Here is a 21587-nt window from a genome sequence, read left to right on the forward strand (position 1 = left end):
ATACAAAAACTATACGAATAAAGTATCAATGCTATCTTTCAAGCCAATTATTTAGCGCTACTCCGCAATAACAGGCCCCAACATAGGCCGCGCGATATCCGCCTTACGGGTTCTGCTACTATAGTGGCCGTTTGCACCTTATCACTTGCTACCACTCGCTAAGGCCTTTGACTGCATGCGCTTGATTATCGCCGAAAAACCCAGCCTTGCCCGCGCCATTGCTGACGCGCTGCCCGGCAGTGCAAACCGCCAGGAAGGCGCAATTGTGTGCGGCGATACCACGGTGACCTGGTGTCTTGGTCATTTGCTTGAACAAGCGCCACCAGAAGCGTATGACCCCGCCGATAAACAGTGGCGGCTGGATCGACTTCCCATTGTTCCCCAACAGTGGAAACTGATGCCCCGGCCCAAAGCACGTAGCCAGTTGGCAACCATACGCAACCTGATTAAGCAAGCCACCAGTGTCGTGCACGCTGGTGACCCAGATAGGGAAGGCCAGCTGCTGGTACAAGAGGTGATCGAGCACTTGAAGTACCGTGGCCCGGTGCAGCGGCTATTGATTAGCGACCTTAACCGACCAGCCGTTAGCCGCGCGCTGGCCAGCTTGCGGCCGAATACCGAGTTTCAGCCGCTATTTCAGGCCGCCCAGGCGCGCTCTCGGGCCGATTGGCTGTACGGGATTAACCTCACCCGCGCCTGGACCCTAACCGGCCGACAAGCGGGGCACGACGGCGTACTTTCTGTGGGCCGCGTTCAAACGCCGGTACTCGGGCTGATTGTTCGCCGGGACAACGCCATACGCGATTTTGTACCCCACCCGTTCTACCCGCTATGGGTGGATCTACAGCTTACTCAAGGTCAGCTGCGCGCCTGGTGGGCGCCCAAAGAGCACGAACCGCTGGATGATCAAGGCCGCTTGATTGAACGTACCCCTGCTGATGCGCTGGCCGCGAAGCTTCCCGGCGCAACCGGCACGCTGACGACACTCGACCAACAGGAAAAACGTCAAGCGCCCCCGCTGCCCTACGCGCTTTCTGCCCTGCAAGTCGATGCCGCCCGCCGCCACGGCCTTTCCGCCCAGATGGTGCTGGATATTTGCCAGCGGCTTTACGAGCAGCACAAGCTGATTACCTACCCCCGCTCCGACTGCCGCTACCTGCCCGAAGAGCACCTAGCGCTTTCCCAGCGCAGCTTGACCAGCGCTTGCCAGAATGACGACACACTACGTGGATGGCTCAACGGGGCCGACTTCACTCTGCGCTCGAAAGCCTGGAACGATAAGCAGGTCGGCGCGCACCACGCCTTGGCCCCCACCGGCAAGCCCGCTGATTTCAGCCAACTTTCCGCCACCGAAGGCCACGTGTTTCGACTGATCGTGCGCAACGTCATGGCGCAGTTCTACCGCCCGCTGCGCACCTTTGAAGTGAAAGCTGAGTTCACGCTGCTGGATGAAGCCTTCCGCGCTCGCGGCCAAAGTATTCTCGACCCCGGCTGGAAGCCGTTATTCACCACCCGCGAAGATACCCCGCCGCTGCCACCGCTCACCCAAGGCGAAACCTGCCAGGCACTCGGCGCAGGCGTGGAGGAAAAAGAGACCCGGCCACCAGAACCGTTCACCGATGCCAGTTTAATCAAAGCAATGATGAACATTGGCCGCTACGTGGACAACCCAAACGTACGCCGCACCCTTCGCGACACCGACGGCCTAGGCACCGAAGCTACCCGCGCAGGCATTATCGAAACCCTGGTACAGCGCGGCTATCTGGTGCGAAAGCAAAAAGCCCTGCGCGCCACCAAACTCGGTTGTGCGCTGATCGCCGCCCTGCCCAGCGCGGTAAGCACACCGGAGCGCACCGCCCTATGGGAGCAGCGCCTACGGGCTATTTCAGAGCAACAAGACGACCCCGGCGCGTTTCAGCACGCCCTGCTTGATGACCTCCACGCCCTGCTGCAGCAAAGCGATGCCCACAAGCTGCGCCAAAGCCTACAAACGGCCCAAGGCGAAGCGGGAGGCCCCGCCAAGCGCAGCGGAGCCACGAAGAAAAGCTATACGCGGCGTAAAAGTACTGGAAACAAGAGTACCGGCAGTAAGAAAACCACGGGGAGCCGCAGCAGTACGGCGGGTAAAAGGCGGACAAGGAAAACGACGGATTAAGAGGGCCGCAGTCGATTGAGACGTCACACTGCCGTTATGATATAGCCACCATCACCAACGATTTAAAACGAGAAAAGAGTCATGACAAGCACCCAACAACGCGCCGCCCTGCAACGCCAAATTTGGGCCATTGCCAACGATGTGCGTGGCTCAGTGGATGGCTGGGATTTTAAGCATTACGTGCTTGGCACCTTGTTTTATCGCTTTATCAGCGAAAATTTTGTCAACTACATCGAAGCCGGTGATGATAGCGTCAACTATGCCGAGCTGCCTGATAGCGTGATCACACCCGCCATCAAAGATGATGCCATCAAAACCAAGGGCTACTTTATCTACCCTAGCCAGCTGTTCGGTAACGTGGTCAAAAGCGCCAATACCAACGAAAGCCTAAACACCGACCTGGCGACTATTTTTTCGGATATTGAGAATTCTGCCAACGGCTACCCTTCAGAAGCCGACATTAAAGGTCTGTTCGCTGACTTTGACACCACCAGCAACCGGCTAGGGAGCACCGTAAAGGACAAAAACACACGCTTGGCCCATGTGTTAAGAGGGGTCGCCGGGCTGGATTTTGGTCACGCTTTTTTTGAAGAAAGCGCAGGCAGTCAAATTGATCTGTTCGGTGATGCCTACGAGTTCTTGATCTCCAACTATGCCGCTAATGCCGGTAAATCAGGCGGTGAGTTTTTTACCCCGCAGCATGTTTCCCGGCTGATTGCTCAGCTGGCGATGCACAAACAAACCAGCGTCAACAAGATTTACGACCCCGCAGCGGGCAGTGGCTCGCTGCTGCTGCAAGCCAAAAAACACTTTGATAATCACATCATCGAGGAAGGGTTTTACGGTCAGGAGATCAACCACACCACCTACAACTTGTCCCGTATGAACATGTTCTTGCACAACATTAACTACGACAAGTTCGATATTCAGCTGGGCAACACCCTGACCAACCCGCACTTTGGCGATGAAAAGCCGTTTGATGCCATCGTGTCCAACCCGCCTTACTCAGTGAAGTGGATCGGCAGCGATGACCCCACCCTAATCAACGATGACCGCTTTGCGCCCGCCGGAGTGCTACCGCCCAAATCCAAGGCCGATTTCGCCTTTGTACTCCATGCACTTAACTACCTTTCCAGCAAAGGCCGGGCGGCGATTGTTTGCTTCCCCGGCATTTTTTACCGGGGTGGTGCCGAGCAGAAGATCAGAAAATACTTGGTCGATAACAACTACGTGGAAACGGTGATCTCACTGGCACCCAACCTGTTTTTTGGCACCACCATTGCGGTAACGATTCTGGTGCTGGCCAAAAACAAAACCGACACCAACACCCAGTTTATTGATGCCAGCGGCTTATTTAAGAAAGAAACCAACAATAACGTCCTTACTGATAATGAAGACGAAAAAAATCCGGGCCATATCCAGCAGATCATGGCGGTGTTTGATAGCAAAGAAAACATCGACCACTTCGCCCGCTCCGTGCCCCTGGAAGAAATCGCTGCTAATGATTACAACCTCTCCGTCAGCAGCTATGTGGAAGCCGAAGACACCCGCGAGAAAATCGACATCACCCAGCTCAATGCCGAGCTGAAAACCACCGTGAGCAGAATTGAGCAGCTGCGCTCAGAGATCGATGTGATCGTGGCAGAGATCGAAGGAACGCAGGTTAAGGGGGCTTGAAATGAGCAACCAACCCATCGGCTTGACCGAACGCCCAGAGGGCTATGCCAGTTGGTTGACGGAGCTGAAAACCCGCATTCACCAGGCCCAGCAACGCGCTGCCTTGGCGGTGAACCATGAACTGCTGCTGCTTTACTGGCAGATCGGCAGGGATATTTTAGAGCGCCAAGCCCAGCAGGGCTGGGGGGCGAAAGTCATCGAGCAGTTGGCGCAAGACTTACGCCAGCACTTCCCTGAAATGAAGGGCTTTTCTCGTGCGAATCTGATGTATATGCGCTCTTTCGCACAGGCCTGGACAAAAGATGAAGTTGTCCAACAACCTGTTGGACAATTACCCTGGGGGCATAATTTAGCCCTTCTGAGCAAGCTCAAAGACCCTCAAAAGCGCCTGTTCTACGCCAGCAAGGCCGTTGAAAACAACTGGTCGCGTAATGTGCTGGTGATGCAGATTGAAAGTGGCCTGCATCAACGCCAGGGCAGTGCCATCACCAACTTTGAACAACGCCTGCCCAAAGCCCAGTCAGACCTAGCGCGTGAATCCCTCAAAGACCCTTATCGCTTTGATTTTCTGAACCTGGGGCAAGAAGCCCAGGAGCGCGATATTGAAACCGCACTGATGCAGCATGTCACCGAGTTTTTACTGGAACTGGGCGCTGGTTTTGCCTTTGTCGGCAGGCAGGTGCCTCTGGAAGTAGGCGGCGATGATTTTTATCTGGATCTGCTGTTTTACCACCTGAAGCTGCGCTGTTATGTGGTGATTGAACTGAAGGCCGGTGATTTCAAGCCCGAACACCTGGGGCAACTAGGCTTTTACCTCACCACCGTGGATCGCCAGATCAAAAGCGAACACGACCAGCCCACCCTTGGCCTCTTGTTGTGCAAAAGCAAAAACAAGGTCGTGGCGGAATACGCCCTCAGCGACAAAAGCCAGCCGATGGGCATCGCCGAATACAAGCTACAGCAAGCCCTGCCGGAGCAACTGGAAACCAACTTACCCAGCATTGAGCAAATCGAGCGGGAATTGCAGGGAGAAGACCAATGAACGAACTGAATTTTATGGACAAACTGCTGGATGGGGTTGAGGTGGAGTGGAAGGCGTTGGGCGAGGTGGCCGTGTATTCGCCGACAAGAGTAGATGCTGACTCACTTGATGAAAGTACTTTCATCGGTGTAGACAATCTTGTCGCCAACAAAGGTGGGCGTGTTAATGCAAATCATCTACCGAATACGGATCGCTTAACGGCGTATGAACCAGGAGATATTCTCATTGGCAATATTCGACCGTACCTAAAAAAGATATGGCGAGCCACAAACTCTGGTGGATGTAGTGGTGATGTTCTTGCCGTGCGCATACGCAATGAGAATAAAGGATTCATTTCATCGGAATTTCTTTACTACCTGTTATCTGCTGAAAGTTTCTTCTCGTACAACATGCAGCACGCGAAAGGGGCAAAAATGCCGCGTGGGGACAAGTCAGCAATTTTGAACTACCAAATCCCCATCCCCTGCCCAGACAACCCCGAAAAATCGCTGGAGATTCAGGCCGAAATCGTGCGTATTTTGGACGCATTCACCGCCATGACCACCGAGCTGACCACCGAGCTGACCACCGAGCTGACCACCGAGCTTAGCCTGCGTAAAAAACAATACAACTACTACCGTGATCAGTTGTTGAGTTTTGAGGAGGGGGAAGTCGAGTGGAAGACGCTGGGGGAGATATGCGACAGAATTTCATCAGGAAAGAACAAAGACAAATCGGAGCTTGGTAAATTTCCTGTTTATGGATCAACTGGAATCATTGGAAGAACAGATAATAAGGTTTATGAAATTAAGCAAATTTTAGTTGCAAGGGTTGGCGCTAACGCCGGGCGAGTGAATATTGCAAGCGGTGAATATGATGTTTCCGACAATACGCTAATGCTGGAATTAAAAGATGAATACAATTTAAATTTTCTTTATTATTATTTTGTTAGTTTGAACTTGAATCGATTTGTCAAAGGTGCAGGTCAACCTTTGCTCACAGCTGGCCAGTTGAAGGCTATGGTTATTTCAGTTCCAACGCCAGAAGAACAATCTCGCATAGTCTCTATATTGGATAACTTCGCTGCCATCACAAACTCCATCAGCGAAGGCCTGCCCCGTGAAATCGAGCTGCGCCAGAAGCAGTACGAATACTACCGCGATCTGCTGCTGAGCTTTCCCCGACCAGATAACGAGGTGGCAGCCTGATATGAGTAAAACTTTAGAACAGGTTGCTCAGCAACTGAAAGGTGCTAACAAAAAAGTTCAGCTGATCTATGCCTTTAATGGTACAGGCAAAACCCGCTTGTCGCTCGCCTTTAAGAAAGAAATCGCTCCTAAAAGCAGCGATGAAGAAAGTGGAGAAGAGACTGAGTTATCTCGTAGCAGAATTCTGTATTACAACGCCTTTACCGAAGACCTTTTCTATTGGGATAACGATTTAAATAACGATAGAGAACCAAAGCTGAAAATACAGCCGAACACATTCACCGACTGGATTCTGAGGGAACGAGGCGATACCGACATTATAAAGAATTTTCAGCGCTACACTAACGATAAGCTAATGCCGCTATTTCATGAAAGTGATGTCATCAGATCGGGAAAAAAAACAGGTGAGAAAACCTACCCCGAGGTCACTTTTTCCTTTGAAACGGGGTCTGAAAGTTCAGGAAAGTTGAAAATATCTAAGGGTGAAGAGAGAAATTTTGTCTGGAGTATTTTCTATACATTATTGCAGGAAGTAATCTCAATCCTTAGTGAGCCTCAACCTGACAAACGAGATGATGATCAATTTGATAAATTGGAATATGTGTTTATTGATGACCCAGTGAGTTCTCTGGATGATACTCACCTGATTGAACTCGCTGTTGATCTGGCCAATCTAATAAAAAGAAGCCACTACCATGAGGGAAAAGGCTTAAGGTTCGTCATCACAACGCATAGCCCTTTGTTTTATAACGTCCTTCACAACGAGCTGAATAATGACATTAAAAATCCAGTCCAGGACGGGATTCCTGCGTGGTTATACAAGCGGGGCCAATCAGAAAAGTACAGGTTGGAAAAACAAGCTGACGGCACCTTTGAGTTATTTACTTCAAATGACCACCCTTTCTCTTACCATTTTTTTTATTGTCAGAAGTGCGTAAGGCTATAAAAGACCAGGAAATCAGCAAATATCATTTTGCGTTTTTAAGAAACATCTTAGAAAAAACAGCCACCTTTCTAGGCTATCCGCGTTGGGAAGACCTTCTTGAAAAAACAGACGAAGGCTTGCCAAATCCATTCGCTAGTAGACTTATGAATCTTTCTAGCCATTCTGCTCATGCAGGTGAAGAAATCACAGACATTGAACAGAGAGACAAAGAAAAACTGGATGAACTAGTGAACTATTTGACCAACAACTATGGTTTTAAGAGGCAGGAAGGGTAATGACCAATTACAAAACCATCGCCGAATCCAATCACTTCATTGTGCTGGACAAGTACACCCAGGAATGGAAGGTGGCTGAAAGCTACCAAAGCGAAGCCGGATGCAGAGACGGCGGCCTGATATGAGCTACCAACCGCCTTTCATCATCAGTGAAATCCTGAGTGGTTTGGCACAAAACACCCTTGTAAATGCCTCTGTAAATGCCCCTGTAAATGCAGAAGGATGTTCGCATCATCAGCAGGCAGTCCAGGCACGAGCACACGAGCGATAGGAGGCAAGTAATGGATAAAATCAGCCAGGCCAAACAACTGGTCAGTGAAATCAATCGCCTGCACGCGGATTTTTCCAGGGATTATTTTGAAACCGGACAAATCGCCAAACTCAATCTTTCCAGAACCATCCGACAGGTTCCCGTCGCCCACATTTATCAATACCGCCTCACCCTGCATGAAAGCATTAACGACTACCTGATGGCGGCAGAAATCGAGATCAAATACTTTTATCGCGTAAAAACCCGCGAGAGTATTGATGACAAGATCGAGCGTTTTTCCAGCCGCGAAGATCAGTACCCGGTGAATAACTGGCTGAATGATATTTTTGGTGCCCGCATTGTGCTCACCGCCGATGAAATCAGCCAGGTGATGGAGTTGCTGGACGACTGGCAAGACGAACTGGGCTTGAAAAACTGGTATTTGCGCGACAAAGAGGGTTATCGCGGCCTGCATGTTTACTTCAAAAACAGAAGCAACTTTTACTTTCCGTGGGAACTGCAAATCTGGGATGAAACCGATGTTCGCAGCAATATAGAAAACCACGAAAAATTCAAACGCCATTTCATGCAGGGAGAGCCAACGTGACGCATTACACCCCCATCGCTGAATCCAATAACTTCATTGTGTTGGAGAGGTACAGCAAGGAATGGAAGGTGGCTGAGGGCTACCAGAGTGAAGATGCCCTAGAGCGGGAGCTGATTCAGGATCTGGTCAATCAGGGCTATGAGTACCTCCCCAGCCTCAACAGCCCCGAGGCGCTGCTCGCCAATGTGCGTGTGCAGTTGCAGGCGTTGAATCAGGTGCAGTTTTCAGAAAGCGAATGGCGGCGCTTTGTCGAAACCTACATGGATAAGCCTAGCGACAGCAGCGTGGATAAAAGTCGCAAGATTCACGACGACTACATTCATGATTTTACCTTCGATGATGGCCGCATCCAGAATATCTACCTAGTCGATAAAAAGACGATTGCCCGCAATAAAGTGCAGGTCATCAAGCAGTTTGCCCAAACCGGCAGCCACGCCAATCGTTATGATGTCACGGTTCTGGTCAATGGCTTACCACTGGTGCAGGTAGAGCTGAAAAAACGCGGCGTGGCCATTCGTGAAGCATTCAATCAGGTACACCGCTACAGCAAGGAGAGCTTCAACAGTGAGCACTCCTTGTTCAAGTATTTGCAGCTGTTTGTGATCAGCAATGGCACTGACAGCCGTTACTTTGCCAACACCACAAAGCGCAACAAAAACAGCTTCGACTTCACCATGAACTGGGCGCAGGCAGACAACACCTTGCTCAAAGACCTGAAGGACGTTACAGCCACTTTTTTCCAGAAAAACACTCTGCTGAATGTTCTGCTGCATTATTCGGTGTTTGATATCGACAATACCCTATTGGTCATGCGCCCTTATCAGATTGCCGCTACCGAGCGCATTCTGTGGAAGGTGAGAAGCTCGTTTGAAGCTAAAACCTGGAGCACGCCTGAAAGCGGTGGGTATATCTGGCATACCACCGGCTCAGGGAAAACCCTAACCAGCTTTAAAGCGGCACGCTTGGCCACCGAGCTAGAGTTTATCGACAAGGTGTTTTTCGTGGTGGACAGGAAAGACCTGGACTACCAAACCATGAAGGAGTACCAACGCTTTTCGCCTGACAGCGTAAACGGCTCAGACAACACGGCGGGCCTGAAGAGGAACATCGAGAAAGACGATAATAAGAGCATCGTCACCACTATCCAGAAGCTCAACAACCTGATGAAGAGTGAAGGCAGCCTGCCCCTTTACAAACAGCAGGTGGTGTTCATTTTTGACGAGTGCCACCGTAGCCAGTTTGGTGAGGCACAGAAAAACCTGAAAAAGAAATTCAAGCGGTTCTATCAGTTTGGCTTTACCGGTACGCCCATCTTTCCGCAAAACGCGTTAGGCGCGGACACCACCGCCAGCGTGTTTGGCCGCGAGCTGCATTCGTATGTCATCACCGATGCCATTCGGGATGAAAAGGTGCTCAAGTTCAAGGTGGACTACAACGATGTACGCCCCAAGTTTAAGGCGATAGAAACCGAGCAAGATGAGAAAAAGCTAAGCGCCGCCGAGAACAAACAGGCGTTGCAACACCCGGATCGCATTCGGGAGATTTCTCGCTATATTCTGCACCACTACCGCCAGAAAACGCACCGCCTGCAGGGTAACAACCAGGGCTTTAATGCCATGTTTGCGGTGAGCAGCGTGGAAGCCGCCAAGCTCTATTATGAAGCGCTGAATGAGCTTCAACAAAACAGCGACAAACCTCTGAAAATCGCCACCATCTTCTCGTTTGCGGCCAATGAAGAGCAGGATGCCGTCGGCGACATTCTGGACGAAAGCTTTAATGTGTCGGCGATGAACTCCAGCGCTAAGGAATTTTTAAGTGCTGCCATCGACGACTACAACGCTTACTTTAAAACCACCTACAGCGTGGACAGCAACGGTTTCCAGAACTACTACCGCGATCTAGCCAAGCGGGTAAAAGCCAAGGAAATCGACCTGCTGATCGTGGTCGGCATGTTCCTCACCGGCTTTGACGCACCTACGCTGAACACTCTGTTTGTCGATAAGAACCTGCGCTATCACGGTTTGATGCAGGCCTTCTCGCGCACCAACCGCATCTATGATGCCACTAAAGCGTTTGGCAACATCGTGACCTTCCGCGACCTGGAAAAGGCCACGGTGGATGCCATTACCCTGTTTGGGGATAAAAACACCAAGAACGTGGTGTTAGAGAAAAGCTACAAAGAGTATATGGAAGGCTTTACCGACTTGGTAACCGGGCATGCAAGGCGCGGTTTCATGGAGGTGGTCGCCGATCTGGAGCAAAACTTCCCCGACCCTGCGGCCATCGAAAAGGAAGCAGACAAAAAAGCCTTTGCTAAGGTTTTTGGCGAGTATCTGCGCGTCGAAAACGTGCTGCAAAACTACGATGAATTTGCCAGCCTAAAAGCCCTGCAAAACCTGGACACCAGCGACCCTGAAGCGGTAGCGGCGTTTAAAGCAGAACACTACTTGGACGATGAAAAGCTGGCGGAGCTGCAAACCATACGTTTACCCCCCGAGCGCAAGGTTCAGGATTACCGCTCGACCTATAATGACATCCGCGACTGGCAACGCCGCCAAAAGGCCGCTGAAGCAACTGATACGTCTACTATTGACTGGGATGATGTGGAGTTTGAGGTAGACCTGCTGAAGTCCCAGGAGATCAACCTGGATTACATTTTAGGGCTGATCTTCGAGCACAACAAAAAAACCAAAAGCAAAGCCGATTTAGTGCAAGAGGTGCGGCGCGTTATTCGAGCCAGCCTAGGCAATCGTGCGAAAGAGGGCCTGGTGGTTGATTTCATCAACCAGACTGACCTAGACCAGATCGGTGAGAAAGCCAACGTGATTGAGGCCTTCTTTACCTTTGCCCAGGCTGAACAGCAACGCGAGGCCGAGGCGCTAATTGAATCAGAAAATTTAAAGGCAGAAGAAGCCCGGCGCTACCTCACTACCTCGCTCAAACGGGAATATGCCAGTGAAAAAGGCACTGAGCTCAACAGCCTGTTGCCGAAAATGAGCCCGCTGAACCCGCAATACCTCACCAAAAAGCAGAGCGTGTTTCAGAAGCTTGTTGCGTTTGTGGAGAAATTCAAAGGGGTAGGAGGGAAGGTTTGATCAATAGACATAGTAAGATGATAACCTTAATGCCCCCCAACGCTTTTCAGCACGCGCTACTGTAAGACTTACGCGCTATATTTTTCTGCCGCGTTGCTAAGCGCGGGGGCTTAAGCCCTTCTGAAAGCAGCGGCGGCATGGGGCAGTCGAGGATATCGGCCATTGCCCGGAACAGCTCAGCCTCGGCAGGCAGAATGCGCCCGCTATGCTCAATACAGCGCGCCATAGCCTGCAGCAACGCTGGCTTGTGTAATGGTTTAAGGCGCCGCAAACGCTCAACAGCAAGGCTTAGTGCCTGCATGTCGCTGGCACCCTCTACCTCAGCCAAGTCAAAAGGCAGTTCATTCCCAGCCGCTGTCAGTGCGGCGCTAATCTCTGCGGGGTCATCCTGCCCGGCGGCAGCCAGCACCGCGAGGAGCTGCTGGCACTCCCCTTTAAGGTCGCTTAACTTGAGGTTAGAAGGACCGCCATGCTGCTCACCCAAATTGTTTAACACAAGCTGGTAGAGCGTCCATTCAAACAGGCTAACCTTGCCATCCGCATCAATCAGCCGCTCCATACAGAGGCGAAAGTGCTGACCCTGCTCGGTGGAAAGTGACTGTAACGCGGGCAGTGTCAGCTCGATCAGCGGCAACCGCAGGTGTACATCCAGCCTTGAGACCTCAGGCCCACACGCCAGTAATGCTTGGTACACATCGGGCAGGGCCGCTTGCTCTAACGCCTTTAGCTGATGCTCTCGCACCGCCTGCTCATCGCTTAGCAGCAGCGCATAGATCAGTGCACGAGCGGTATAAGGCTCATGGGCAGCTTCTTTTATCGGCGCTGGCAAGGCGTTGAGCACTGACTGCGCATGCGCTAGGTGGCGTTGATCGAGCTTGCCCATGGCGCCAATGGCGGTTTGAGCAGAAGCGCCGGTTAATATAGCCGAGATGACGCCCGCACCGGCCATATCAGCATCTTGCATGCCTGTTCGAATACCCGCTCTAAACCCTGCTCCCGGCTGTGCTTGGCTTTCTGCGCGTGAGGTGTCACTTTCGGCTTGTTGCGGGGGCGGTTCGACCTCGAAGCGGCCGTCCCAGTCAGGCATTACCCGCTGGACACGGTCGTTAAGTGGCGGATGGGTCGCCATCATTTGCGTAAACCCTGACCGCATCCCCTGGCCGAATAGCAGATGGCTGAACTCTGCCGTATGGGCCGCTTGCAGGTTAGATCCTTGCGCATGTGCGCCAATCTTCACCAGTGCGTTTCCGATGCCTTTGGGGTTACGGGTAAATTGCACGGCAGAGGCATCCGCCAAATATTCACGCTGACGGCTGACCGCTGATTTAATCAAATTACCAAAAAAGGTGCCCGCGTAGCCGATCAGCATTAGCGAGGCCCCAAGCGCCAGCACCACCATTGCCGAGTTATCACGCTTGTTGCCTCCCACTCGACGAAAACGCATGCTGCGCAGCAGTGTTCCGCCCAGCAACCCAATCAACAGGATGCCGTGCAGTATGCTCACCAGGCGAATATTCAGCCGCATGTCACCATGCAGAATATGGCTGAACTCATGGGCGACCACGCCTTGAAGTTCGTCGCGGTTTAAGCTGCGAATTGCCCCACGGGTAATACCTATCACCGCATTGCTGGGCCGATAGCCTGCCGCAAAGGCATTAATGCCCTCCTCCTCTAGCACGTAAACCAAGGGCACCGGCGTTCCTGAGGCAATGGCCATCTCTTCTACCACATTGAGGATTCGGCGCTCGTCAGCATCGCGAGTATTTAGATTGATCTCGCGCCCACCTAGCGCTTCCGCCACTGCCCGGCCACCACGGCTTAATTGGTGCTGCTTGAACAACCCACCTAACACCACAACAACAATCACCGCCGCTGCCACACCCGCCACAAGCTCGAGGGATAAAGCGGACATTACTCCGTCAACCGAGAGATCCGTTTGGACAGCAGATTGCTCTCCCCCCATAAAATGCAGTGTAAGGACAACGACCAGCGTGGTGACAATAATCAGGGCGAGCACGGCGAGTATGAGTAAAACAACCAAGTGCCCGGTTTTGCGGCGAGCGTGATCCTGTGCAGTAAAAAAATCCATTAGCCCTATCCACTCCGCGGTTACTTAGAACGACACCTTAGGCGCCACCTGAATTTGGGCGCTGTCTTCAAACTCTAGCAACGCAGCATCTTCGCCATGGCCGAACATACCGGCCACCGCCACCTGGGGGAAACTCTGCTTGTAGATGTTGTAGTGCATTACGGAGTCATTAAATGCTTGGCGCGAAAACGCCACTTTGTTTTCAGTGCTGGTGAGCTCTTCAGAGAGCTGCTGCATGTTCTGCGAGGCTTTCAAATCTGGGTAGGCTTCCATCACCACATTAAGCCGTCCCATGGCTTGTGTCAGCGCGCCTTCAGCGCCGCCTAAATCGGCAATTGCCTTGGCACTACCCGGGTTTGCAGCGGCCGCTTTCAAGCCCGCCGACGCCGTATTACGGGCCTCAATGACCGCCTGCAGAGTTTCCCGCTCATGGCTGAGGTAGCCCTTTGCCGTCTCTACCAGATTAGGAATCAGGTCGTGGCGGCGCTTCAGCTGCACTTCAATCTGGGCAAAGGCGTTCTGAAACCGGTTTCGCAATGCCACCAGGCGGTTGTAGATGGCAACGATATAGAAAACAACAGCCGCGAGAATCGCTAAAACAATGATGAGCGTAATCGTCATGATCCTTCCTTGTTGGGAGATGGGAGCGAGAGTGCAGCAAGCTGCATTTCATCTAATAGCAAAAATAGTAGCACTTAAGCGCTTTAAACGTATTAGTGATGGCGCGGACGGGGGCGAGGCCGTACAACAAACCAACTCGCCACCACTAAGCTACCAAACAGGGTATACACCAGCATAAACACCCACTCCGGCGCGGTGAAATACAAAAGGTTATGCAGCCAGTACTGAATAAAGGAGCCTCCGTAGGTGTCTACGCCCGCCTTGGCCCGCAGCGCCATCTCCCAAATCGTCAAAGGGCACACCATGCCTAACCAGGATTGCACGACGACATAGACAATGGCGCATAGATGCGTAATGCGGAAGAAACTGTTGCGCACCCACCGCCAGCCCAGAAAATACCCCGCATAGATGGCCACCAAGCCAAGCACCACAAACGCCACAAACAGCACGTGGATTAACAAAATGGCATCAGCTAGCAGGAGCAACAACTGCGGGGACATGGACACTCACCCTGGGCAACTAATAATAAGTGGCGTGTTTTTTGAGATACTGACAGCCTTCCCATACGGGCATCAGTGGGCTTACCAGGTTTCTCCAGCGTCTGGCGGCCCAATCTCGATTGGCATATCGGGTGCAATATCCACAACGCCTTCAATCTTCTTTAACCGATCCGCCGTGGCGGTATCTGCTGATCCGGTTATGCAGCCAATATCCTCAAGTACATCCCTGATGGTTAAGCCTTCTGCGCTAAGGCGCGTGGCGATTTCCCTGATCGATTGATCGCTTGAAATCGTAATAATCCATAGCTCTATACCTTGCATTAATTCGCTCTCCGGCGTTCATACATTGAGCATTACCTTGAAAACTAACCAACATGACAGCCCCCACTGATAATGGGCTCAGTTTAGGGCGCTTGCACCACCCCCGCCCCTACACGGTCGTCGGGAAAAGGCAGGCGCTGTGCTGAAGCCAGCAGTCGTCTCCACAGGTTCATTCCGCGCAGCGACGCATCGGACTCAGCCCAAAGCGCGGCGCAACCCGCAACATGTGGTGTGGCCATACTGGTACCGCTAATCGTCTTAAAATTAATCGGCCGGGGCCATGACGAAAATACATCGCGCCCTGGTGCCGCAATATCGACCTTCCCAAAGTTCGAAAAGCTGGAGGGCCTTAAGTTCGGGTCAAGCGATGCCACCGACATAATCGTAGGCGAATTAGCAGGCGCCCCCGTTTTCATCGACGCATTACCCGCGGCAGCAATAATCAGGCACTCATGACGAAGCGCCGCCGCACCCGCGTGGTTGTAGGCCACCTGCGCTGGGCTCTGGCTACCCAACGACATTGAGATAACCTCGCACCGGTTGGCAATCGCCCAATTCATCCCTGCCAGCACCCCAGCGCCTGTGCTACTACCTGAATTCGTAAGCACTTTCCCAACGAAAACCTGCGCATCGAAAGCGACGCCATAGCCAGGTGTACTCCCAGCAGAAGCCCTTGGCCCACAAGCAGTGCCAATACAGTGGGTCCCGTGCCCATTGATATCTTGCACCGGTTGCCCTACGAATGATCGGCAGTCAAACGGCCTATCGGCAAAGTCTGGATGCCCGCAATCCATTCCCGTATCAAGCACGGCTACCTTAATGCCAGCACCACTCCAGCGACTTTGTGGAACCTTGCACCGTGCCAAGCCCCAGGTCGCTCCTAGCACCTCATCACGCAGCTCCTCTTCAGCCTCACCCATCGCGCAATCAGCGCCAAGATCGTGCGCAATAGTACTTGCTGCCCGCAAGAAGCCCCGCAGGTACTCTGAGTTTTCTGAGAAGGCAAAATACTCAGGCTCAATGATTTCTATCGGCCCCTCCGTTAAAACAGCATCGTTCATGCTCATCCCATGCTGCTGCAAGGCATCACCGCCCACCAGCGCGACGCCAATCTCGGGAAACACCATTACCTCAGCATCCCCAGCGTCTTCCAAGCTGACCGCTTGGCCTGCAAAGTCACGGGCATCGGCAACTCGAAACTTCCGGTCTTTCAGTGTTTTGATGCCCTCTTCTAACATTCCCTCACGATAACTGATCAGGAAACGCCCTGTTTCAAGGCAGTGGCTACCGCGTTCCAGTGCCGCCAATAACAGCTGTTCGGCCCCGCATGAAACAGAATTGAGTGACGCATTGGCACCCGTACGCTTATTGCCGCTGCCGTTAGGTTTTGTCGCCATTGTAAATTCCTTCTCGTTTGGCTCTGTGATGCGTTTGGTTGCTTGGGATTGCTAGGCTTTGTGCACGCCAGCAGGGGCGTCAATTGACCCGTTGTTAAAATATGGAAGAAAGCGTTTGATTCGGCCAGGAGCCTCCGCAGTGAGTGACCCCTTGCTGAAAGATAAAAATGTGGCAACGTAATCGCTGCGCCTGAACCAAGACAGCAAACATAATCGCGAAAATTATTAACACGTTATGTGCGCTAGCGCGCCGACGCATAATAGAGTCAGTGCCAACATGCATAGTTATCGTTTGCTATTTATCTAACGGCAGCCTGCAGCCAGCATCAAAGTGATGATTATCGTATGGTGCCGTTTGCCTGTTTTTTATGACCGGAGAGGCGCATGACGACTACGTTGCAAGTTCGCACTACCAATCAGCTACTTACTGCGCTACCAGAGGTTGAGCGTAATGCGGTAATGGCTGACTGCGAAACGGTGGAGCTTGCTTTTAACGAGGTACTGCTCCAGCCCGGCGATCCGATCATCTACGTTTATTTCCCTATTGATTGCTTTATTTCACTCATTGCCGTCGTCGACACTGACGACCGCTTAGAAGTCACGATGGCAGGCCGAGAAGGCATGCTGGGCACTTCCGTAGTGCTTGGCATTGAAGACACAGCGCTGCTCTCGCTTGTTCAAGGCGCGGGGTCTGCCCTACGCATCAGTTCAGTTCGCTTCAGACAGCTACTTGAGATATGCCCGGTGCTGAATAAGCGGATGAGAGGGTATGTCTATGTGGTGATGAACCAACTGGCGAAAACAGCCGCTTGTAACCACTTTCATGGGATTGAGGCGCGCCTCGCCCGCTGGCTACTGATGACACAAGATCGCGCGGGGTCTGACCAACTGTACTTAACCCATGAGTTTCTAGCCATGATGTTAGGCGTTCGTCGGGCAGGCGTTACGCTTGCCGCAATAGACCTGCAAACCCGCGGGTTGATTGGTTATCAACGTGGCGAAATTGATGTGCTTAATCGGTCGGGTCTGATCGAAGCCTCTTGCCAATGCTATAAAGAAGACTCCGCGCTTTATGCCAGGGTGTTAACGTCATTATGAAAAAACAGCCCCAGCCCTAACCTTTGGCGTGTTCACGTTCGTCGGTGCGACTCTTCATGTTGTTGTATCTTGTGTAGTGGCGACAATGGAGAGAGAAACGCATGGAATCAAAACGCTTGATCAGAACCGACACGATACTACTGACAGCAGGACTTATGTTGATCGGCTACCTCCTCGGGGAGGTACTCCTTCTTGTGTTTGCTGCCGTTCTGCTTGCGGTCGGTTTAGACGGGCTCGCGCAGGCAATCGCAAGGAAGCTGCCTTTCTCTCGCGGGTGGGCGCTTGTCGGCGTTGCGACCGGCATCACAGCGATCCTCATCGGCTCACTGGGGCTTACGGCGGCAAGCCTCGTGCAGCAGTTTAGAGAGCTAGGCGAGACGGTGGTCGATTTTGGTGAGAAAGTGCAGGCTTGGCTCACGGAGCACACCGACATAAACATAATGGAGGAGATGAACGCCGAGGACGGCGACCTTGCCGATGCCGTAGGCGAAATAGCAGGTCATGTCATGACGGCGGTCGGCGCCTTAACGAGCCTCATCATCCTGGTCATACTCACGCTTTTCTTGGCGGCCAAACCGGCGCTTTATCGGCGGGGAGCGGTGCGCCTTGTACCACCCAACAGCCGGCCACTAGCAGAAGACACACTATCCTCGCTCGCCCATGCCCTTCGCTGGTGGTTTCTAGGGCAACTCGTGTCAATGGCGCTCCTTGGGGTCACCGTTGGGCTCGGGCTATTCCTGCTCGGCATCGAGCTCTGGTTTGCGCTCGGGGTCTTAACGGCGCTGCTTACTTTCATCCCGTTCATCGGCCCACTTATTGCGGCAGTGCCCATCGTGGCGGTGGGATTTACAGAAGGAATGCAGACAGGGTTGATTGTGCTGGTGGGTTACATCGTGATTCAAAACATCGAGGGAAACGTCTTGGTGCCAATGATTCAACACAAGGCGGTCGAACTCGCCCCTGCGCTTCTCATCACTGTGCAAGTACTCCTCGGCCTTATCTTCGGGGCGGCTGGGCTAATACTCGCCGCACCGCTCGCCATCGTGGCGATGATCACGGTTCAAAAGCTCTGGGTGGAGCATACGCTGGGAGATAAAGTGACGTAGGGAATTGCTGATGTAGCCGCCCACTTAAAGGCTGTCAACGCGGCTACCCAGCTCCCCGCATTGCTCGTTGACCATAAACATCAATGCCAAATGTAAATCATTGAAACCCTCGCCCCACTTTGCAAGCCTAAGATCGCGAACCATGCCACCACCGAATGCTGGCTTTGATCTTCTCGACGGCCGATTGCTTGGCATTCCACTTCTTTCGTGCTTCGCCCGCTTTTAATAGCCACCTCATTAAACACCTCGCCTACTCAGAGCATAAATTAAAACGGTTGACTTAAACTGAGTAGCTGCGTTATTCCATAAAGATGCCAACCCGTGAAATACGCGTGTAGGCGGCTAATAAAAACAACGGCCACTTTCGTTAAAGGGCCCCAACGAAGAGAATGTGCATGTCAAATGATCACGTCTATGACAGCGCGCCGTGGGCACATCTTTATGGCACCACTAATAACGCGACTAAGGATCAAGCGCAGCAGCAACGCTTTGCGAATATTCCCGCCATGATCGTCGCGGCGGCCAAGCAGTTTGGCCCTCATACAGCCTTCACCACCTGCATGCCTAACGGCATGAATGGCACGCTTACGTACCAGCAAGCGGACACGCTCTCCGATGCCTTTGCGGTTTACCTGCGCGAGACCCTAGGCCTTGCCAAAGGCGACCGCGTGGCGGTGCAAATGCCCAACTGTTTAGCCCTACCTGTGGCCATTTTTGGCATTCTAAAAGCGGGCTGTGTACTGGTGAACGTCAATCCGCTCTACACACGCCGGGAAATGGAGCACCAGTTCAACGACGCTGGCGTGCAGGCGCTGGTGATCATGGATATGTTCGCCGATAAACTAGAAGATGTGCTCCCCAACACCCAGATTAAGCACGTGGTGCTGGCCTCACTCTCACAGTGGTTTTCACCGGTGGTTCGCACAGTATTGGATGCCGTGCTGAAGTACTGGAACAGAGCCATCCCCAAGCACTCTTTAAGTGCCGTTCAGCTCACGCAGGCCATTCAAACGGGCCAAGCCACCCAAGCCAAACAACATATTGATGTGGCCAGTTACTGGCAGGACATCACCCGTGAAGACACCGCGCTGCTGCAATATACCGGGGGCACCACTGGCGTTAGCAAAGGGGCGGAGCTTGCCCACGGCAACCTGTTGAGCAACTTAGAACAGGTGGATTTGGTGGTTGGTAGCCATATCGAAGCTGGCAAAGAGTGCGTTCTCACCGCGCTACCCATCTATCACATCTTCGCGTTTACGGTGAACCTGCTGGCGTTTTACAGCAAAGGGGCGCACAACGTTCTGGTCCCCAGCCCCCGCCCTATTCAAAACTGCCAGCGAGCCTTTGATAACTACCCAATCTCCTGGATTTCGGGGGTTAACACGCTGTTCAACGCCCTGCTAAATGAAGAGTGGTTCACGGTGTACCCGCCTAAAAGCATGAAAGTGGCGATGGCGGGCGGCACCGCGCTGCATAAATCCGTCGCTGAGCGCTGGCGCAGCGTAGTGGGCACGCCCATTGCGGAAGGCTACGGCCTGACGGAAAGCTCGCCGGTTATCTGCTTCAACCCCATTGGGCACGAGCGCGCTAACAGCATCGGCATCCCCGCACCGTTTACCCAGGTGCGCATCGTCGATGAACAAGGCATCACCGTGCCACAGGGAGAAACCGGCGAAATTATCGCCCGGGGCCCGCAAATCATGAAAGGCTACTGGAATAACCCTGAAGAGACGGCCAAAACCTTGAAAGATGGCTGGCTCTACACTGGCGATATTGGAACCATGACCGAAGATGGGCATTTCCAAATCGTCGACCGTAAAAAAGACATGATTCTGGTCAGCGGGTTTAACGTCTACCCCAACGAGGTAGAAGACAGCATTGCGCGCTTACCCCAGGTGCAAGAGTCTGCGGTAATTGGTATCCCCGACGACCAAACCGGCGAAGCGGTGCACGCCTACGTGGTACTGCGTGAACAGGGGCTGAGTGCCAAGGACATCATCCGGCACTGCAAAACAGAGCTGGCTGCCTACAAAGTGCCCAAAAAAGTCGTGTTCTGGGATGAGCTACCGAAAACACCTGTTGGGAAGGTGCTGCGCAAAGAAGTTCGCGCCACTGTTCAGGCCAGCCGCGCAGAGGCTAAACAACAATAATCGCGTAACAATAATAACCGCATAACAACAGCGGCCGGTCACGGAGTTACAGCACTATGTTGAGTACACTACTATGTTGAGTTCACTGGAAGAGAATTTATTGTCGATCATGATGGTGATCATTATGTTCGGCATGGGGGCATCACTCACCTTTAAGGACTTCAAGCTCTCCATGCGCCACCCCCAGGCCATAGGGGTCGGCTTCTCATCGCAATATTTGCTGATGCCTTTTATTGCCTTTGCCCTGGCGCGCCTTCTTAACCTATCGGTTGAACAAACGGTTGGCCTAGTACTGATGGGCTGTATGCCTGGCGGCACCACCTCCAACATCTTTGCCTACTTCTCACGAAGCTTGCTCAGCCTTAGCATCATGATGACCATCTGCTCTACGCTGGCGGGCTTTATCCTGGTGCCGCTGTGGATGGCGTTTTACACCCAAGGGATTGATGACGCCTTCCGTATTCCCCCCGACCAGATTGCCCGCCTGCTGTTTGTGCTGCTTATTCCGACGCTGCTAGGCATGTGGATACGGCGCAAAAATGCCAATATTGGCGCCGTGATCGAGCTGGTAGGCGGCGTACTGGGTGCCATCGTGATTGTGTTTCTGGTAGTGACGTGGGCGCCGCGCAACTGGCGCTTGCTGATGGAAACCAGCTGGCAAGTATATGCGGCGGTGATTCTGCTGGGTTTAGTAGGCTTCCTGTTCGGTTACCTGTTCTCCCGCGTACTTAAGCTCAACCCACAAAAAGCCCGCACGGTGTCTCTTGAAACGGGGATTCAGAACGGCCCGCTGGCCGCGTTAATCGTGATCATGACCTTTAGCGGCGAAACACAGCAGTTAATCCTACTGATACCCGTCATGTACTCGCTGTTTATCGTCCTGAACTCCACCGCAGTAGCGGTACTTTATCGCAAGCTAACCAAACAAGAAGAGCTTGCCCGCGACCAAGCCAAGGTCGAACCCTCATAGGTAGTTATTTCAGCCATGGCGACAGCGGGGCTACTCACAGCCCCGCTGTATTGTTTAAAGAGGAAAACGCTGCTTAATGCATCATAAACTGGCCGTTGCGG

The 21587-nt window shown here is 52.7% G+C and carries 18 protein-coding genes; 13 read left to right on the forward strand and 5 right to left on the reverse strand.

The genetic code is table 11. The annotated features are described in order from the left end of the window. The first annotated feature begins 175 nt into the window (after nt 1-175). From P8S54_RS03250 to P8S54_RS03290, 9 genes are all read left to right on the forward strand, one after another. On the forward strand, nt 176-2155 hold the full coding sequence (locus tag P8S54_RS03250) for a DNA topoisomerase III (RefSeq protein ID WP_281443211.1): 1980 nt from the start codon (nt 176-178) through the stop codon (nt 2153-2155). 81 nt (nt 2156-2236) lie between these two features. Next, the gene (locus tag P8S54_RS03255) at nt 2237-3832 is read left to right on the forward strand and encodes a type I restriction-modification system subunit M (protein WP_281443212.1); all 1596 of its coding nucleotides are present in this window, start codon (nt 2237-2239) and stop codon (nt 3830-3832) included. 1 nt (nt 3833) lies between these two features. Next, nucleotides 3834-4874: a PDDEXK nuclease domain-containing protein gene (locus P8S54_RS03260; protein WP_281443213.1), complete on the forward strand. Its 1041-nt coding sequence runs from the start codon at nt 3834-3836 to the stop codon at nt 4872-4874. Beyond that, nucleotides 4871-6061 (forward strand): restriction endonuclease subunit S, encoded by a 1191-nt coding sequence (locus tag P8S54_RS03265; RefSeq protein WP_281443214.1) that lies wholly within the window; start codon nt 4871-4873, stop codon nt 6059-6061. The genes P8S54_RS03260 and P8S54_RS03265 overlap by 4 nt, the downstream gene beginning before the upstream one ends. A 1-nt stretch (nt 6062) precedes the next feature. After that, a complete protein-coding gene (locus tag P8S54_RS03270) occupies nt 6063-7007 on the forward strand; it encodes an anticodon nuclease (protein WP_281443215.1) in 945 nt (314 codons plus the stop codon). Continuing rightward, a complete protein-coding gene (locus tag P8S54_RS03275; protein WP_281443216.1) occupies nt 6983-7282 on the forward strand; it encodes a hypothetical protein in 300 nt (99 codons plus the stop codon). Before P8S54_RS03270 ends, P8S54_RS03275 begins: the two co-directional genes overlap by 25 nt. Next, complete coding sequence (locus P8S54_RS03280; RefSeq protein ID WP_281443217.1) at nt 7282-7407, forward strand: hypothetical protein; 126 nt, start codon at nt 7282-7284, stop codon at nt 7405-7407. Before P8S54_RS03275 ends, P8S54_RS03280 begins: the two co-directional genes overlap by 1 nt. 156 nt (nt 7408-7563) lie before the next feature. Next, nucleotides 7564-8139 carry a hypothetical protein gene (locus P8S54_RS03285; RefSeq protein WP_281443218.1) on the forward strand — a complete coding sequence of 192 codons (576 nt, stop codon included), beginning with the start codon at nt 7564-7566 and terminating at the stop codon, nt 8137-8139. Further along, the gene (locus P8S54_RS03290; RefSeq protein ID WP_281443219.1) at nt 8136-11234 is read left to right on the forward strand and encodes a type I restriction endonuclease subunit R; all 3099 of its coding nucleotides are present in this window, start codon (nt 8136-8138) and stop codon (nt 11232-11234) included. The genes P8S54_RS03285 and P8S54_RS03290 overlap by 4 nt, the downstream gene beginning before the upstream one ends. A 46-nt stretch (nt 11235-11280) precedes the next feature. Here P8S54_RS03290 and P8S54_RS03295 read toward each other — a convergent pair whose 3' ends face one another. The 5 genes from P8S54_RS03295 to P8S54_RS03315 form a co-directional block, all read right to left on the reverse strand. Next, on the reverse strand, nt 11281-13323 hold the full coding sequence (locus P8S54_RS03295) for a M48 family metallopeptidase (RefSeq protein ID WP_281443220.1): 2043 nt from the start codon (nt 13321-13323) through the stop codon (nt 11281-11283). Nucleotides 13324-13347: 24 nt separating this feature from the next. After that, nucleotides 13348-13944: a LemA family protein gene (locus tag P8S54_RS03300; protein WP_281443221.1), complete on the reverse strand. Its 597-nt coding sequence runs from the start codon at nt 13942-13944 to the stop codon at nt 13348-13350. Nucleotides 13945-14036: 92 nt separating this feature from the next. After that, on the reverse strand, nt 14037-14444 hold the full coding sequence (locus P8S54_RS03305) for a DUF2784 domain-containing protein (protein WP_281443222.1): 408 nt from the start codon (nt 14442-14444) through the stop codon (nt 14037-14039). Between the two features lie 81 nt (nt 14445-14525). Continuing rightward, on the reverse strand, nt 14526-14765 hold the full coding sequence (locus P8S54_RS03310; protein ID WP_281443223.1) for a hypothetical protein: 240 nt from the start codon (nt 14763-14765) through the stop codon (nt 14526-14528). Nucleotides 14766-14848: 83 nt separating this feature from the next. Next, a complete protein-coding gene (locus P8S54_RS03315; RefSeq protein ID WP_281443224.1) occupies nt 14849-16162 on the reverse strand; it encodes a S8 family serine peptidase in 1314 nt (437 codons plus the stop codon). Nucleotides 16163-16546: 384 nt separating this feature from the next. Between P8S54_RS03315 and P8S54_RS03320 the strand changes: the two genes are divergently transcribed. The 4 genes from P8S54_RS03320 (at nt 16547) to P8S54_RS03335 (ending at nt 21486) form a co-directional block, all read left to right on the forward strand. Next, a complete protein-coding gene (locus tag P8S54_RS03320) occupies nt 16547-17260 on the forward strand; it encodes a Crp/Fnr family transcriptional regulator (RefSeq protein ID WP_281443225.1) in 714 nt (237 codons plus the stop codon). Nucleotides 17261-17361: 101 nt separating this feature from the next. Continuing rightward, nucleotides 17362-18366 (forward strand): AI-2E family transporter, encoded by a 1005-nt coding sequence (locus P8S54_RS03325; RefSeq protein WP_281443226.1) that lies wholly within the window; start codon nt 17362-17364, stop codon nt 18364-18366. Between the two features lie 395 nt (nt 18367-18761). Beyond that, a complete protein-coding gene (locus tag P8S54_RS03330; protein ID WP_281443227.1) occupies nt 18762-20516 on the forward strand; it encodes an AMP-binding protein in 1755 nt (584 codons plus the stop codon). Between the two features lie 73 nt (nt 20517-20589). Beyond that, nucleotides 20590-21486, forward strand: a complete 897-nt coding sequence (locus P8S54_RS03335; RefSeq protein WP_281443228.1) for a bile acid:sodium symporter family protein — start codon at nt 20590-20592, stop codon at nt 21484-21486. The last annotated feature ends 101 nt before the right edge of the window (nt 21487-21587 follow it).

Origin of the sequence: Halomonas sp. M1 (genome assembly GCF_029581375.1) — a bacterium.
Taxonomy (GTDB): domain Bacteria; phylum Pseudomonadota; class Gammaproteobacteria; order Pseudomonadales; family Halomonadaceae; genus Vreelandella.